This window comes from Xanthomonas sp. 3058, assembly GCF_014199765.1.
Lineage (GTDB): Bacteria > Pseudomonadota > Gammaproteobacteria > Xanthomonadales > Xanthomonadaceae > Xanthomonas > Xanthomonas campestris_B.
In genome coordinates, this window is sequence record NZ_JACHOF010000026.1 from 1 (window position 1) to 15,302 (window position 15,302).

Here is a 15,302-nt window from a genome sequence, read left to right on the forward strand (position 1 = left end):
GGACCTTACGCGGCATGGATGCCGCGTAAGAGCTACAAGGACGTACTTGCAGCGTGTCCCGCGACGCTGGGCGGGCAAGGGCCCTGCAGCCAGGCAGCAGATAGCCGGCCTGCAGTAGGCTGACGCGAAGTCGTTTTGTTAGCCGCTCTTAATCTGCCGACAGCGATCCCAGGGTGAAGCCGGACACGGCATTCACCTTGCCGCGCCACAGCACACCACGGTTGCTGGGCAGCGGCTGGCCGCCGGGCGAGAAGCAACGCGAGTCGATCAGGTGGATGAACTGCGGCGGTCTGCTGCTCTGCTGCGCATCGTCCTCGCTGTCGTAGATGCTGGCGTGGCTGGCAAACGCGCGACGGATATCCTCTTTTTCCTCGGCATCGCCGGGATAGGCGGCAGAGAACTCCTGCGCAAACGCCTCGAAGTACTGCTTCCCGCTGACCAGCTGACCGGACACGATGATGCCTTCGACAAACAGCGTGATGCCGAACTGCACGTTCGACGTGTTGACGGTGGCGACCAGCTTCTGCAGATACCAATCCAGGCTCTGGCCGTCGAACGCCAGCTTGACGTCTTCCAGGTTCGGTTGATTGTCGTCTTGATCTGTCATGTGGCTCTCCTTGGTGGAATGTCTAACGCGTATGTTGAAATAAGCGCAGCGAAGTACCTACGCATCGCCGCGCATGCCCAGGAACGTAAGTGCGTCCTGTCCAGTGACCGGCGCAGTTGGGTCCGCTACCGTTAACGTGGAGAGCATGCCCAGAGTCTATGACATGTTCCCCTTGCCGGCCCGCCCTGGCCGGTGTCGTGATCCTGAGCGCTCGCCGCTGCCGTCGTGCACGCCGACGTGATGGCTCGATTGGCTGCCAGCAACGTCTGCCCGTCACGGACGCAGATGCAACAAGCAACAAGCAACAAGCCCAACCATCACCAACCAGCCACCGCACCATCAGAGCGCGGATCACTGGCCCCGCTGATTACCCCATCCATCTCGCGCACCAACGCAGCGGCATGCCCCATCACCGAGGTGTAGGCAGGTAACAGTTCCACCGCATGCCCGGCATCGCGCAGTGCTTGCACCACCGCCGGATCGAAGCGGTCTTCCACCTTCAACGTGGTGCTGTCTTCGCCCCAGGTGCGGCCGAGCAACCAACGGGGCGCGCTGATCGCCTGTTGCAGCGGTACGCCGAAACGCGCGTAGCGGGAGAAGACCGCGGCTTGGGTTTGTGGTTGGCCTTCGCCGCCCATGGTGCCGTAGGCCATGACGCGGCCGTCGTCGAAGGTGGCCAGGGCCGGGTTGAGGGTGTGGAAGGGCTTGCGCCCTGGTGCGAGGGCGTTCCAGCCGTCGCGCGCGAGGCGGAAACTGCAGCCGCGGTTCTGCCAGGTGATGCCGGTGCGCGGCAGCACCAGGCCGGAGCCGAATTCGAAATACGTGGACTGGATGCAGCTGACCGCACGGCCATGCGCGTCGATGGCGCCGAACCAGACGGTGTCGCCGGCTTGAGAGGGCTGCGGCCAGGGCAGTGCGGTGCGCATGTCGATGCGTGCGGCGAGCGCGTCGAGTGCGCTGCTGTCGTCGAGCAAGGCTTGTGCGTCGAGCGTCATCCAGGCCGGGTCGCCGATGTGTGCGTCGCGGATCAGGAACGCCTGTTTGGTGGCTTCGATCAGGCCGTGGAGGTGCGCATAGCTGTCGGGCTGTTCGGCCTGCAGGCGATCGAACAGCGCGAGGATCAGCAGCGAGGCCAGGCCTTGCGTGGGTGGCGCGTGGTTGTACAGGCGCGCACCGTGGATGGCGACCGACAGCGGGACACTGGGGTCGGCGCGCTGGGTTGCGAGATCGTGCGCGTCCAGCGGGCTGCCGAGTGCCTGCAGATCGGCAGCGATGTCGTCGGCAAGCGGACCGCGATAGAAACTGTCCAGGCCTTCGTCGGCGAGCCGTTGCAAGCTGCGTGCGAGCTGCGGTTGCTGCAGCAGTGCGCCTTCGTGCAAGGGCGCGCCGTGGGGTTCGAAGATGCTGGCGTAGGCGCCGGGTTGTCCGCGCAGTTCAGCGCTCTTGCTGGCGGCGATGTGCGCGCCGCCGAGCGTGACCGGCACGCCATCGCTGGCGTGGTGGATGGCGTCTTGCAATATGCGTTGCAGCGCCACGTTGCCGCCTGCGTGTTGCAGCGCGAGCGCCCAGCCGGAGACGGTGCCGGCGACGGTATTGGCCGCGCCCGGGCCACGCCACGGAATGCTGCTGTGGCCGCGATAGAAGTCCAGTGTTGCCGCCTGTGCGGCGCGGCCGCAGGCATCGATGGCGTGCACGCGGCCGTCGGGTTCGTGGATCAGCCAGAAGCCGTCGCCACCGATGCCGGTCATGTGCGGGTACACCACCGCCAGGCAGGCGGCGGTGGCGACGGCCGCTTCGATGGCGTTGCCGCCGGCGCGCAGGATGTCGCGTCCGGCCTGTGCGGCGAGGTGGTGCGGGGCCACGACCATGCCGCGGCGTGCGCGCAAGGTATGCAGCATCAGCGTGTCTGCGCCGGCGGGCTGAAGGCGAGCAGGCCGTCGCGTTCGCGTTGCGCGGCGAGTGCGAACAGGCGGTCTTCGCGGCCGGGCGCGGCAATCAGTTGCACGCCCAGCGGCAGGCGACCGGGGCGCGGCAACGGCGCGGCCAGCACCGGGCAGGCGGCCAGGCCCAGCGGCTGAGTGAAGATGCCCAAGTTGGCGCGCGCGGACACCGGCAGGCCATCGATCTGGATGGTGTCCTGGTCGATGCGCGGCGCCGCGCAGGGTGTAGCCGGCGCGATCAACACATCCACCTGGTCCCACAACCGTTGCATCGCTGCGGCGAACCACTGTGCGAAACGCTGCGCATCGGCCACCGCACTGGCGGGCAGCTGCAGGCCGGCGAGCAGGCGGTCGCGGGTGGCCGGGTCGAACTGCTCGGCCTGCGTGCTCAGGCCGGCGCGATGGCGGTGCCCGCCTTCGGCGGCGGTGAGGACGAAGGCGGCGGCGCGGGAGCGCTCGGCCTCGGGCAGATCGATGACGGTGGTGCTGTTGCAGGCCGCGAGCAATGCGCGCAAGCCGGTATCCAGTTCGGGATCGAGATTGCGTTGAAACCAGCCGCCCAGACGTGCGACCCGCAGGCTGCCGCCGTTGCAGGAGGCAAGCGAGCGACCCAGCATCACCTCATGCACGCGGCGCAGGTCGGCGATGGACGAGGCGAACGGGCCGACCACATCCAGCGCATCGACGAAGCCGAACACGCCATCCAGCGGCAACGCGCCGTGCGTGGGACGCAGGCCGTACACGCCGCACAGTGCGGCTGGCACGCGGATGGAGCCGTTGGTGTCCGAGCCCAGCGCGAACGGCACCAGCCCGGCAGCCACTGCGGCCGCCGAACCGCCCGACGAGCCTCCGGCCAGATGGCGGTGATCGTGCGGGTTGGCGGTGGTGCCGTAGTGCGCATTGACGGTGGCGAAGCCATAGGCGAACTCGTCCATGTTGGCGGTGCCGACCAACACCGCGCCGGCATCGCTCAGCCGTTGCACGACGGCCGCATCCCGGATGGCGGGCGCGCACTGTGCGCGCATGACGGCGCCAGCGGTGGTGACCTGGCCGGCGACGTCGAACAGATCCTTGACCACGAACGGCACGCCGGCCAATGCACCGCCATCGCTGCCGGCGGCCAGCGCCGACTGTACGCGCGCGGCATCGGCGGCGGCGCGTGCTGGCAGCAGGCGGGTGATCGCGCGCAGGCTGCCGTTGGCCTGGTCGATACGTGTCAGTGCCTGGTTCGCGTGGTCTGCGGCCAGTGTGGGGTGGCGACGGGTGGTGGCGACGATCGATGCGATCTGGCCGAGCGGGGCGGTGGTGTCCGGTGCTGCGGGGCAAGGGGCGTTGAAGCTGGCGAGCAGCTGCGCATGCGCGCGCAGGATGTCGGTATTGCGATCGATGCCGGCCTGCCACTGCGCTGGGACTTGCATGGGGTCACCTTGTTGGGAGCGGGGATTCGGGATGCCGAGATTTTGGGATTCGAGATTCGAGATTCGAGTGCCGTGCAGGCATGCAGGCGCAGCGAATGTGATTGCTGCAGAAGCGCCTGGTGGACGGTGCTGGACACTGCAGTCGGTGCGGATGCGTCAAGTGACGTGCGCCTGGTGATGCGAGGACGGTAGATGACAGACGCCAGGCGAGCGGGGGGGAACTAGCGGACTGCTGAAGCGCCATGCGAGTGAGACCGAGAAGCGCAGGTGGGCAGGCGTTGCCGATCGATCCAATCACGCGATGCCGCCTCGGGCGTCGTTCTGTTTCAAGCATGTCGCGGCCGGTACCTCGCCCGCTCTCGCCGCAGCGCCGAGGCCGGTCTTGCCCGCCACTGGCGTGCACCCGTGCTGCCAGCGCGTAGCGGGGTCGGGGTACAGCGCCCGGCAGACGCAGCGGTGTCGGTTGCGCATCTGCTCGTGCGTTCTCGTACTCAACCTATGCAGTCGTGCTGTCAGGCGCCGTCCCTCCATGCGCTCTTCGTGAGTCTTCTCCCGGCAGAAGGGCCAGCGGCAGCCCGACCGCTGGTGGCTGTGGTGCGGTCAGATGATCGACCAAGACCTGCTCGAATGCGTCCACGTCGACCGCACGCACTACGGTCTGCGCCTGCTCGCCCAGGCCGGGCTGATAGCCCGGTGCCCACGACAAGATATCGCCATACCCGGCATCGAACGCGGTGTTGGTGTCGACGTAGAGCGTTTCGGTGTGCGTCGCCAATTCCGGGCGCAGCCACACGGCTGTGGCCAGTTCGTCCCACATCGGGAAGCCCGGCTCGCGGCGGCGCAACGCGTGGCCGATGGTGGTGTCGGCTGCGCTGATACGTGCCAGCAAGTCGGGAGTGAGTTCGGTCGCAGTCGATGGGTCGACCGGCACCATGGTGATCTTGCGCCACGGTGCGCGCATCACGATGCTGGCCGCTTCCGGATCCCAGCGGATATTGAATTCGCGGCGTGGCGAGTTGACGAATTCGCGTGCGAACTGCTGTGCGCTGATACTGCTGCGTTGCTGCCGTGGGTTGAGGCTGCCGCCCATGTAGACCAGCTCGCGCGCCAGGGTGGCGAACGCCGGGTCCAGCGACTGCGCCAGCGCCAGATTGGTCAACGGGCCGGTGGCAACGATGCTCACCTCGCCGGGATACAGGCGCACCATGCGCAGCATGAACAGCGCGGCCGGCTCGTCGGATGGGCGTACCACGCTGGGATTGCCCAACGGCAGATCGGGCACCACGTCGTGGGCGTGATAGCGCGGCGCGCTCTGCACGGTGTCGCCATCGACCCAGTGTCTGGTCCATGCCCCTTTCCAGACCAGCTTGCCGTACAGCGCTTCCCAACGTTCGGTGGCCAGTTCGCTGTTGAGCAGCGGATGCACCGGGCCGGGCAGCACCGGAATAGCGGGATGGCCGGCCAATTCCAGCAGACGGCAGGTATGCGCCACTGCTTCGTCGCGCCAGATGTTGCCGCTGACCGTGCTGATGCCCAGCACCTCGACCTCGGGCGATTGCAGCAACAGCAACTGCGCGGGGGTGAAACCGTCGATGTCGTCTTCGAGGATGACGCGGCGTTTGCTGGCGGGAATGGGGACAGTGGTCATCGGGGTGGAAATGGAGAAGGCAGGGTGTCAGTGGGGGGTGATCGGTGTGCGACACCGGCAAAGAGAGCGCATCACCTGATCTGCCTGGCCAGCATGTCGCGCTCGTACTGTGCCAGCGCCTGTTCCAGTTGCCATTGCAGTTGCGCCTTCGGATTGTCGTGGCGGAAGCTGCGGCAGCCATCATCGTCACTGTCGTGCGCAAGCGCGTGTGCGCAGGGCTGCACGGCGGTGTTGGTCGTCGCCCACAGGCTGTTGCCCGGCAGAAAGCTATAGGTCAGTCCATTGCGGGCGAGCTGCTTGAGCGTGAGGTAGTCGATGCCTTGTTCCTGCATTGCGCGCTGATATTCATGGGTCATGTCGGCGCGCGAGACGCCGGCGTCGTCGGTGGACAGCACCACCGGCACGCCGGCACGCAGGTACATCGCCAACGGATGCGCGGCGCCGTTGATGCCCAGGATCACATCGTTGCTGGTGAGGTTGATCTCCACCGCGACCTGTTTGCTGCGCATACGCTGCAACAGCGCATCGGCATCGTCTTCGTAAGGCAGATCCACACCATGACCGATACGGCGTGCACCGGCATCCACCGCCTGACGGATGTGCGAACGCAGCTGTGCCGGCGGCACCAGGCCCAATGCCAGCTCGCCGGCATGCAGGGACAACGGCACGTTGGGATAGCGCGTTGCGAAGAAGCGGAACATCGCCATATGCCGCGCGTAATCGGCCAGCGCTACCGGGTTGTCTTCGGGCGCGACGATGTTCACTGCCACCGCGCGGCTGCCGCCCGCAGCGATCAGTGCATGGGCGAGCGCCATCTGCCCGAACACCATCGGCTGCGGCAATACGCGCAGCACGTAGGGAACATAGCGATATTGAACCTGGCAGCCGGGGCGTGCATCGGGCTGGTCGCAATGCAGGACACGACGCACCTGGGCATCGGTGTCGGCAAGCGCGCGTTGCGCGGCTTGCACCAGCGGCGGCAAGGCGTCCTGCAAGGTGCGCAGATTGGCGGCGTCGTCTGCCCCGTTCCAGGGCAGGGACTGCATGCGTTTTGCCGCTTCATCCATCTGCGGCGGGTTGGCGATGATTTCCACGTAGGGCACGCGGTCGCGCGCGGCCTGGTCCAGCACGGCGGCGACGGTATCGGCGACGCGTGCGCGCACCACCGCATCGAACTTGCCGAAGGTACTGAAGAACTGTTCGTGCCCGGTGGGGTGCGATGGGCTGGGCAGGAATTTGCGCATCGACAGCGCATCCACCACCCGGCCATACAACGCCGCATCGCGCGTTGCCAGATCGCGTGCAGGCTGCTGGCCCTTACCGCACGGCGGCGCGCGCAGGCTCAGGTCGTCCAGTTGCACGCAGGCGCCATCGTCGCTGGCCCACTGCAGATAGTCCTCGGCATAGACCGAACCGGACAGATGGTTGTGCAGGTCGCCACCCTTTGGCATCGCCTGCAGCCAGGCGCGCAGCTGTGCGGGTTGGTCGGCCGCCTGATTGAACAAGGTGGCCACCTGCTGCTCGCGCGACGGCGCGGGCGCGGGGCGCGCCTGTACGAGCGTTGGCAGCAACACGCAGAGGGAAAGGAGCAGACAGCGGTGCAGTAAAGACATGCGTTGACGGACCAGAAAAGAAGACGCGATGGGGGTGGGAAGGCGAGAGCCGATGTGCAGCTTGCCCTGCCACGCCTCGCCAGGCCAGTTGACGTTGTGTTGGGGGCTGTTGGTTTTGCGGGTGGTGGCTGCCCTCATCCGCCCTTCGGGCACCTTCCCCGCAGGCGGGGGAAGGGCGCGTTGTCTCGGTGTATCGGTAGCAGATCGTTTGCAGGACTGTGCGTGTGGTCGGCAGTTGGCTGGGTACCGCCGCATCATTCATGTGGGTTGGTGGGGATGACTGCTGTGCCACCTCATAGATCCAGTACCAACCTGGGCGAGCGGCTGCGCGAACAACACAGCGTGATCTGGCGGTTCTGCGCGTGTTCGCTGGCGCTGAGCACACTGTCGCGGTGATCGGGGGTGCCGGCCAGCACGCCGGTCAGGCAGGCGCCGCACATGCCTTGCTCGCAGGACAGCGGCACCGCGATGCCGGCGTCCAACAAGGCGCTGGCGATGCTGCACTCGGCCGGCACCTGCACCACGCGGCCGCTGGCGGCCAGCTCCACTTCGAAGGCGCTGTCGGCGTCGTGCGCGCGGGGGAGTTCGGCGGCGGCGGCGAAGTGTTCGCGGTGCAGTTGCGCCGAGGTCCAGCCATGTGCCTTGGCAAGCAGCGTGAAGTGGTCCATGAACGCGGCTGGTCCGCAGAGATACAGTTGATCGCGTGTACGCGCCTGTTCCAATTCGTCCGGCACATGCACACGCGGGCTTTCGCCGCCATCACTCAGATGCATCTGCACCTGACCATGGGTGAAGCCGCGCTGCAGCCGCGCCAGGAATGCCATATCGGCATGTCGGCGCGCGTAGTAATGCAGCACGAAAGGTTCGCCACGCGCTTCCAGCGCTTCGGCCATCGACAGCAGCGGCGTAATGCCGATGCCGGCGGCCAGCAAGACGTGGCGCTCGCCCGGATGTAAGGGAAACAGATTGCGCGGTGTGGAGATGCGCAGGCGGTCGCCGGTGCTCAGCTGCTCGCACAGATGGCGCGACCCACCGCGCGAAGCATCTGCCAACTTGACGCATAGCAGATAGTGGTCGCGCACATGCGGCGCACTGGCGATCGAATACTGGCGGATCATGCCGTCGGGCAGATGCAGGTCCACATGCGCCCCGGCCTCGAAGGCCGGCAATTCCGCGCCCACCGGCTCCAGCCGGATCGCGCGTTGGCGATGGCCCTGGTCGAAGACGTCGGCGACGCGCACCTCGTGCAACTGCATGGCGGTGTCCTCGGCGCTCAGCGCAAGAAGAAGTCGCTGTAGCCCTGACTGCGCAGGCCACGACGATAGGCGATCGAGCTGCGATCGGCAGGGATATGCACTTCCAGCAGCGGATCCAGCGGCAGATATTCAGGGCGCTGCGCCTCGACCATGGCGCGGTCTTCCTCGAATACGCGCAGGTTGAAGGCGTGCACGTCTTCCACCGGCAGGTGGGTGTCGAAGTTGCGCGCGATCGGCACCAGCAGGCGGGTCTTGTGCTTGGACACCGGGCTTGCGGCATTCATGATCACCAGCCGCTTGCCCGGCACCGGGAAGTGGATGGTGAGGGTGGCGGTGAAGGGCAGATGTATTTCGAAATGGCGCAGCCACTGGAAACCGGGGTCCACGTCCGGCAGCGGCATGTCCACCGAATAATTGGCCACCGCGCTCAGATAATCGGCATTGAAGCCGGTCGGCGTTTCGGTGGTGGTATAGGCCGGTACCTCGCGCTTGTCGGGCTGGGCAAATGTCGCGGTATGCACGAAGGCGAAGTGCGCTACATCGATGAAGCCTTCCAGCTGGCGCGCGGCACTGCCGCCGATGTCGAAGGCCGGGCAGACGATCTGCTGGAAGCCGTCCTCGTCCCAGCCGGGCATCGGCGGAATCTGCACCTCGGCCGCGCTCACGCCGGCAGGTTTGGACAGGCACACCCAGATCAACCCGTAGCGCTCGGCCACCGCGTAGGTGTGTAGGCGCATCTTGGCGGGGATGTTTTGGGTCGGGCTGGCGGGGATATGGTTGCAGCGCCCGCCCGCGCCGAAGCGCAGCCCGTGGTACGCGCACACCACGCCGCCGCCATCGGCCGTGCCCATGCTCAGTGGCACGCCGCGATGCGGGCAGACATCGCGCGCGACCACCAGCTCCTCGCCCAGCCGGTACAGCACCAGCGGCTCATCCAGCAGGGTGGCCTTGAACGGCGCCTCGCTCACCTCGCTGCTCAGCGCCACCGCATGCCAGTGCTGGGCCAGGCGCTGCCAGTCGGCGGCGTCGAAGGTGCAATGCAGCGGCAGGGCGGGGACGGCAACATCCATGGGTCCAGTCTCGGGCGTAGGGCGGGGAGCGGTGCCGGATTGACTCTAGGAAGCCGGGGGTGTGTTATCAAACATCGATTTTCAGCCAAGCCATTGCAAAAAATGCAACGCCAACCGGGCCCTGCCGCATGCTGACCTTTTCCCGCTTCACCCGTTACTTCATCGAAGTGGCCCGCTGCGGCAGCATCCGCAAGGCCTCCGACGTGCTGCACGTGTCGGCCTCGGCAATCGACCGGCAGATCCTCAAGGCCGAGGAAGAACTGGGCGCGCAGCTGTTCGAGCGCCTGCCCGGCCGGTTGCGGCTGACTGCCGCCGGCGAGTTGCTGCTGGTGGACGTGCGCGGCTGGGAAAAGGCCTACGCTCGCACGCTGGAGCGCTTCGACGAACTCAAGGGGCTGCGCCGCGGGCATGTGGAGATCGCCATGATCGACGCGCTCAGCGAGGGCGTGGTGCCGGCGGCAGTGGCTGCATTGGTGCAGGACTACCCCGGCATCACCTTCAACCTGTCCACCGCGCGCAACCAGCGGGTGATGGAAATGGTGACCTCGGCCGATGTGGATATCGGTCTGCTGCTGGACCCGGTGAGCAGCGTGGACCTGGAGGTACGCGCATTTGCGGATATCCCGCTGGGCATCGCGATGCCGGTGGGCCACCCGCTCAGCACCCGCACCGAGCTGCAACTGAGCGAAACGCTGGAGCATCGCCTGTTGCTGCCGGCCGCCCCGCTGATCGTCGGCGAGCATGCCAAGGTGCTGTATCAGCGCCAGCACATCGACGTGAAACGGCTGACCCACTGCAACGACGTGCGTACCTTGCGCGGGCTGGTGCGCGCCGGTGCGGGCGTGGGCCTGATGTCGTGGCTGGATGCCGCGCCCGATGTGGCCGATGGACGGCTGGCATTCGTGCCGTTCCGCCAGCATCTGACCAAACCGATGACGCTGGCGCTGTGCGTGGCTCCGCAGCGACAGCTGTCGCGCTCGGCGCAGTTGGCGATCCAGGCGCTGGCGGCGAAGATCGATGCGATGGTGGTGCCGGTGGTGGGTTGAGTGGGTTGCGCAAGCGGGCCTCACTCCTAAGCGGCCCTCACCCCTGCCCCTCTCCCGCAGGCGGGAGAGGGGAGCAGCACGCGCGGGAAAGGGGAGCAGCATGCGTTCGCTGCAGGCCGATAGCGCGCAGGTGCCGCAGTGGGTGTTCCTTCTCCCGCGTGCGGGAGAAGGTGCCCGCAGGGCGGATGAGGGCAACGTCCACCCAGTACAATCGCATCTGCTCCTTCAGGCGACACCCGCAACATGCAGTTGATCGATATCGGCGCCAACCTGACTCACGACTCCTTCGACCGCGACCGCGACGCCGTGCTGCAACGCGCACGCGACGCAGGCGTTGCGCAATTGGTGATCACCGGCGCCAGCCGCGCGCATTCGCCACTGGCCTTGCAACTGGCCCAGCAGCACCCCGGATTCCTCTACGCCACCGCCGGCGTGCACCCGCACCACGCCGTGGAGTTCACCGCCGAATGCGAGGCCGAAATGCGCACGCTGCAGGCGCATCCGCAAGTGGTGGCGGTGGGCGAATGCGGGCTGGATTACTTCCGCGATTTCGCCCCGCGCCCGGCCCAGCACAAGGCCTTCGAGCGTCAGCTGCAGTTGGCCGCCGATAACCGCAAACCGCTGTTTTTGCACCAACGCGACGCGCACGACGATTTCCTGTCGATCCTGCGCAGCTTCGATGGCCGGCTCGGCCCGGCGGTGGTGCATTGCTTCACCGGCACCCGCGAAGAGCTGTTCGCGTATCTGGACCGCGATTACTACATCGGCATCACCGGTTGGCTGTGCGACGAGCGCCGTGGTGCGCATCTGCGCGAGTTGGTGCGCAACATTCCGGCCAACCGGTTGATGATCGAAACCGACGCACCGTACTTGCTGCCGCGCACGCTCAAGCCGATGCCCAAGGACCGTCGCAACGAACCGATGTTCCTGTCGCATATCGTGGAAGAACTCGCGCGCGATCGTGGCGAGGACGTGGCGCTGACGGCGGCCAACAGCACGGCGGCGGCGCGTACGTTTTTCCGCCTGCCCGACCCGGTGGTCGCTGCATGAGTTGAGCGGCGTGGCGATCACGCCGCCAGCAACTCCCAGCCCTGCGCATCGCGCAGGCGCAGCCCCGGTTGCGGCGCGTCCACGCTGACCCGCACGCCGGTGGCCCATGGCAGCTGCCGCTGCTGCGGAAACCAGCGCCGTGCCCGATCGACGACGATCAACAGCCCCTGGTCGTCACCCAGCGCGGCAAAGCCGTCCACCACGGGTGCAAACGGCCGCACGTCGAAGTGATGGGCCACGCTGCTGGTCACCGCCGCGACATTGTCGCTGGGCAATCCGATCTCGCTCACACACAGCAACTCTCTGCCGTGGAATGCGCCTTCGCCGGTGACCGTGCGCTGCAGCGCCTGACGGGCGATCACCTCCAGCACCGCGCCATCGGGCCCGGCGAAATAGACAGATTGCGATTGCCACACACCATCGAGTCGAAAGCGCCGATCACCGTGCCGATCGACAAGCACGCTACTGCGCGCGCCGATCCACCTTGCAGCTGCGTCCCAGCGCGATGGCGCGACATTGAATGCCAGGTGCACACTGCCCACCGGCTGCTGCGCCTGCACGCATTCCAACGTGGTCCAGCCGATGCGGACGCTGTTGCCGTGCTGCGGCAGCTGCAACACATCGCGATAGAAACGCAGGCTGAGGTCGGGGTCGAGGCAGGGCAACAGCAGATGGCGAAGATGCATGGCAGAGGCAGAGGCAGGTGGCAGAAGAAGCCGTGCATTGAACGACCTCAATCGCAGTTGAGGTCAAGTGGGGCGATCGCCCCCGGCACAGGAATGCGTGCGCACAGCCGACATCGCTGCTGCCTTCCGCCAAGCGCAATGCATCGGACCAAGATGCACAACAGCAACCGGTCGTCCAGCAGGACGGTCAGTCCTCGGGTTGGACACCAATGTCCCAACGTGCGGGCCAATCACCAGTGCGTTCGTGCATGGCCTCGACAAACTGTTTTACCGACAGGGCAGGATCACAAGGCGATCGTTCGAGCGTGTATGTTATCTGGTTGCCTTGGGCATTTATCTCGAAACTCAGTCCGTCCCGGCCCGACGCCACCGAGTCAGCGGCGCTGATGCCAGGATTATAGCCGCGCCACATAGTCACATCATGTGCAGCATTTAGAAAGTGAGCGGCGAAATCCAGATCGGGCTGGCCAAGCGGTCACGATACTCAATCGAAAAGTGGAAAAAATGGTAGCTTGGCCAGTCATACTTCTGGTCTTCAACCCAATCTTGTGGCCACTCTGATGCGAGGTCTTCATCGCTCGGAGGAAAGTCCGTCAAGCGTGCTGACATGAACAGGCCCGCTTCTTCATTGGCCGCCTCAAGCGCTCTTTGGAGCTTTTCTGCAGACATTGTTTCGGGTGAATCGGTATAAAAGAGTGCTTCTTTTATCGTGGTAGAACGTTCAGACGCGTGATCTTGTCCGAAATCGAGAAGATTAAGTATGATCGCTCGGTCTACGTCGGAAACTGAGATGCTCTGATCAATCCGTACCTCGATGCTATTGTCTCCGGTGGTTCGACAGGACGCGATGGATCGTCCTCGGCCCAATACATCGTTTAAATAGCGCGACGTTATGGTTTTAGGAAAATCGCTGATGAGATCTTCCGGCGTAAAGCGTCCGTCAAGAATAATCCGGCAGATAAGATCTTCCGGCGAAGACTGAAATGACACCGGGAAGTTGTATTTCCTCATAATAAGTAGTTCATTTCACATTTGAATAATGGATCGCCAGAGTGGGGGGGGCTGAAACCAAGCCGGGCGCGATCTTAATCCGCCTCGCTCGATATTTCGATTAGGTGCTCTTCCTTGAACGTCTCGCGGCCCGGCTGGAAAAGCGCTAACTCTGGCCAGGTAAAGCCCGCAGTTTTGCTGACAAAAATCGGTGGATTTCCCTTTGGGCTGTACTCGATGACGAAGCCGATCAGCTCCAGGCCAAGTGATGGCATGATCACGCTGTTGTGGTGCCAAAAGACTGCGCCCGCCGCTCTTCCAAGCGTTGAATAGACGCGCTTTGGATCGTCGCTGAAAATTGACACGTCTTGGAAACGGATGTCGATTAGGTCCGACTGCCCAATAGATAGAAACTTAAGAAATCCCCTTTGAAATGAGCAGAGTGGTGTGCCGCGATCACGAAATTCGTTTATTGCCAGGCTGCCGTCCGGTAATGTCTCTTCGGTCGTTTCATCGATTGGCCCCATGACATTCTCAAATTCGGCAACTTGAGCCTGCGTCATGCCAAATTCGAGCGGTCCCAAACCTTTGCCAGGATTGACGATCCAGATTTCACTCATGCAGCATCTCCTTGGTTCTTCATCCTCTGAATAAACCCATTTTTGTATAGGCTACTGCGAAGCGGCGTCAAGACGGGTGCGTTTAGCGCAGTACTCCCGTTCCATCGGCGGCTTGCGGGAATGCGTCATCATCTACGCCGCCTTTTCGTGAACGGCACGCAGTTCCAATTCAGGTGCATACGTATATTTGACACGTTGCTGGATCGGAGCTCTGTGCAGTGCGCAACATCGTCGAGGTTCGCGCTGGGCGGGGCACCTGCGGTGCGTGTGCTTGCCGGCATGCAGGAGCGCGGTTGCGCGCGATGACGTGTCATCGATGGAACCTATCGCACGCGTTCGCAACGGTCGCGGTTACGTATGTCGCGAATCGCCTGGCTCACCCTCGCTCAGAGCACTTCCGCCAGCGCCCACAGATGCCGGACCAACGGCGCGGTCTCGAGTGCACCGGGCGACACCGCCAGGGCGAGCCGGGCCAGCGGCATCTGCCCTTCGATATCCAGATAGCGCACGCCGGGCAGCTGCAGCTGGGCGGTGGAGGCGGGTACCACCGACACGCCGAGTTCGGCGGCGACCAGATTGACGATGGACGACATCTGCGGCGCTTCCTGGGTGATGCGCAGGGTCACGCCGGATGCGCGGCAGGCGGCGAGGATTTCGTCGTACAGGCTGGAGCCGAAGCTGCGCGGGAACAGGATGAACGGCTCGCCTGCCAGCGCCGCCAGTGGCGCGCTGTTGCGGGCGGCCAGACGATGCGCGGCGGGTACGGCGATCTTCATCGGTTCGTCGGCAAAGCGCAGCAGTTGCAGGTCGGGTGGCGTGCTCAGGCCGTAGCGCACGAAGGCCGCGTCCAGGCGGCCAGCGGCCAGCGCCAGCAACAATCCGGCGGTGTTGGTTTCTTCCAGCAACAGCTCGACCTGCGGCCATTGCCGGCGGAAATCGCGGATCAGGTGCGGCACCACCGGGTTGAATGCGGCCGAGGCGGTGAAGCCCAGGCGCAGCCGGCCGGATTCGCCACGCGCCACCCGCCGCGCGGTTTCTGCGGCGCGCTCCACATCGGCGAGCACGCGGCGCACTTCGACCAGAAACGCCTCGCCGGCCGGGGTCAGCTCGGCACCGCTGTGGGTGCGCCGGAACAGCGGCGTGCCCAGGTCGCGTTCCAGCGCCTGGATCTGCTGGCTCAGCGGCGGCTGGCCGATACCGACCCGTGCAGCGGCGCGGGTGAAGTTGCCTTCCTCGGCGACGGCCAGGAAATAGCGCAGGTGGCGGAGTTCCATGCTATCTGTCCTGCATATGGCAACTGCCTGCATCATATATTGGACAGGGGGTCAGGGCAGGGGAATACTCGCGGTCCCTTGTCT

General features: G+C 65.2%; 13 protein-coding genes. 2 read left to right on the forward strand and 11 right to left on the reverse strand.

Annotation, left to right across the window (positions count from 1 at the left end; all coding sequences use genetic code 11):
• Positions 1-148: 148 nt before the first annotated feature.
• The 7 genes from gvpU to GGR61_RS19365 all read right to left on the reverse strand — a co-directional run bounded on the left by gvpU (position 149) and on the right by GGR61_RS19365 (position 9,552).
• A complete protein-coding gene (gene gvpU / locus GGR61_RS19335) occupies positions 149-607 on the reverse strand; it encodes a gas vesicle accessory protein GvpU (protein WP_184623421.1) in 459 nt (152 codons plus the stop codon).
• A gap of 317 nt (positions 608-924) precedes the next feature.
• Positions 925-2,505 (reverse strand): gamma-glutamyltransferase family protein, encoded by a 1,581-nt coding sequence (locus GGR61_RS19340; protein WP_184623423.1) that lies wholly within the window; start codon positions 2,503-2,505, stop codon positions 925-927.
• Positions 2,505-3,965 (reverse strand): AtzE family amidohydrolase, encoded by a 1,461-nt coding sequence (locus GGR61_RS19345; protein WP_184623425.1) that lies wholly within the window; start codon positions 3,963-3,965, stop codon positions 2,505-2,507. The genes GGR61_RS19340 and GGR61_RS19345 overlap by 1 nt, the downstream gene beginning before the upstream one ends.
• A 496-nt stretch (positions 3,966-4,461) precedes the next feature.
• Positions 4,462-5,613, reverse strand: coding sequence for a nucleoside hydrolase (locus GGR61_RS19350; RefSeq protein WP_184623427.1), 1,152 nt, complete (start codon positions 5,611-5,613; stop codon positions 4,462-4,464).
• A gap of 71 nt (positions 5,614-5,684) precedes the next feature.
• Positions 5,685-7,226 (reverse strand): adenosine deaminase, encoded by a 1,542-nt coding sequence (locus GGR61_RS19355; protein WP_184623429.1) that lies wholly within the window; start codon positions 7,224-7,226, stop codon positions 5,685-5,687.
• Positions 7,227-7,519: 293 nt separating this feature from the next.
• On the reverse strand, positions 7,520-8,482 hold the full coding sequence (locus GGR61_RS19360) for a PDR/VanB family oxidoreductase (protein ID WP_184623431.1): 963 nt from the start codon (positions 8,480-8,482) through the stop codon (positions 7,520-7,522).
• Positions 8,483-8,499: 17 nt separating this feature from the next.
• On the reverse strand, positions 8,500-9,552 hold the full coding sequence (locus tag GGR61_RS19365) for an aromatic ring-hydroxylating dioxygenase subunit alpha (RefSeq protein WP_184623433.1): 1,053 nt from the start codon (positions 9,550-9,552) through the stop codon (positions 8,500-8,502).
• Between the two features lie 128 nt (positions 9,553-9,680).
• On the opposite strand from GGR61_RS19365, the gene GGR61_RS19370 reads away from it, so the two are divergent.
• Both GGR61_RS19370 and GGR61_RS19375 read left to right on the forward strand, forming a co-directional pair.
• On the forward strand, positions 9,681-10,598 hold the full coding sequence (locus GGR61_RS19370; protein ID WP_184409342.1) for a LysR family transcriptional regulator: 918 nt from the start codon (positions 9,681-9,683) through the stop codon (positions 10,596-10,598).
• A 243-nt stretch (positions 10,599-10,841) separates the two neighbouring features.
• On the forward strand, positions 10,842-11,648 hold the full coding sequence (locus GGR61_RS19375; protein ID WP_184623435.1) for a TatD family hydrolase: 807 nt from the start codon (positions 10,842-10,844) through the stop codon (positions 11,646-11,648).
• A gap of 17 nt (positions 11,649-11,665) precedes the next feature.
• Here GGR61_RS19375 and GGR61_RS19380 read toward each other — a convergent pair whose 3' ends face one another.
• The 4 genes from GGR61_RS19380 to GGR61_RS19395 form a co-directional block, all read right to left on the reverse strand.
• Positions 11,666-12,334: a hypothetical protein gene (locus GGR61_RS19380; RefSeq protein WP_184623437.1), complete on the reverse strand. Its 669-nt coding sequence runs from the start codon at positions 12,332-12,334 to the stop codon at positions 11,666-11,668.
• 432 nt (positions 12,335-12,766) lie between these two features.
• Positions 12,767-13,345, reverse strand: a complete 579-nt coding sequence (locus GGR61_RS19385) for a hypothetical protein (protein WP_184623439.1) — start codon at positions 13,343-13,345, stop codon at positions 12,767-12,769.
• A gap of 74 nt (positions 13,346-13,419) precedes the next feature.
• Positions 13,420-13,944 (reverse strand): hypothetical protein, encoded by a 525-nt coding sequence (locus tag GGR61_RS21285; protein ID WP_260289033.1) that lies wholly within the window; start codon positions 13,942-13,944, stop codon positions 13,420-13,422.
• 386 nt (positions 13,945-14,330) lie between these two features.
• Entirely contained in the window at positions 14,331-15,218 is an 888-nt protein-coding gene (locus tag GGR61_RS19395) for a LysR family transcriptional regulator (RefSeq protein ID WP_184623441.1), read from the reverse strand.
• Positions 15,219-15,302 lie beyond the last annotated feature (84 nt).

Coding starts and splice junctions, on each gene's coding strand:
- gvpU (WP_184623421.1), bottom strand. CDS start 607: ATGACAGATCAAGACGACAATCAACCGAACCTGGAAGACGTCAAGCTG.
- GGR61_RS19340 (WP_184623423.1), bottom strand. CDS start 2,505: ATGCTGCATACCTTGCGCGCACGCCGCGGCATGGTCGTGGCCCCGCAC.
- GGR61_RS19345 (WP_184623425.1), bottom strand. CDS start 3,965: ATGCAAGTCCCAGCGCAGTGGCAGGCCGGCATCGATCGCAATACCGAC.
- GGR61_RS19350 (WP_184623427.1), bottom strand. CDS start 5,613: ATGACCACTGTCCCCATTCCCGCCAGCAAACGCCGCGTCATCCTCGAA.
- GGR61_RS19355 (WP_184623429.1), bottom strand. CDS start 7,226: ATGTCTTTACTGCACCGCTGTCTGCTCCTTTCCCTCTGCGTGTTGCTG.
- GGR61_RS19360 (WP_184623431.1), bottom strand. CDS start 8,482: ATGCAGTTGCACGAGGTGCGCGTCGCCGACGTCTTCGACCAGGGCCAT.
- GGR61_RS19365 (WP_184623433.1), bottom strand. CDS start 9,552: ATGGATGTTGCCGTCCCCGCCCTGCCGCTGCATTGCACCTTCGACGCC.
- GGR61_RS19370 (WP_184409342.1), top strand. CDS start 9,681: ATGCTGACCTTTTCCCGCTTCACCCGTTACTTCATCGAAGTGGCCCGC.
- GGR61_RS19375 (WP_184623435.1), top strand. CDS start 10,842: ATGCAGTTGATCGATATCGGCGCCAACCTGACTCACGACTCCTTCGAC.
- GGR61_RS19380 (WP_184623437.1), bottom strand. CDS start 12,334: ATGCATCTTCGCCATCTGCTGTTGCCCTGCCTCGACCCCGACCTCAGC.
- GGR61_RS19385 (WP_184623439.1), bottom strand. CDS start 13,345: ATGAGGAAATACAACTTCCCGGTGTCATTTCAGTCTTCGCCGGAAGAT.
- GGR61_RS21285 (WP_260289033.1), bottom strand. CDS start 13,944: ATGAGTGAAATCTGGATCGTCAATCCTGGCAAAGGTTTGGGACCGCTC.
- GGR61_RS19395 (WP_184623441.1), bottom strand. CDS start 15,218: ATGGAACTCCGCCACCTGCGCTATTTCCTGGCCGTCGCCGAGGAAGGC.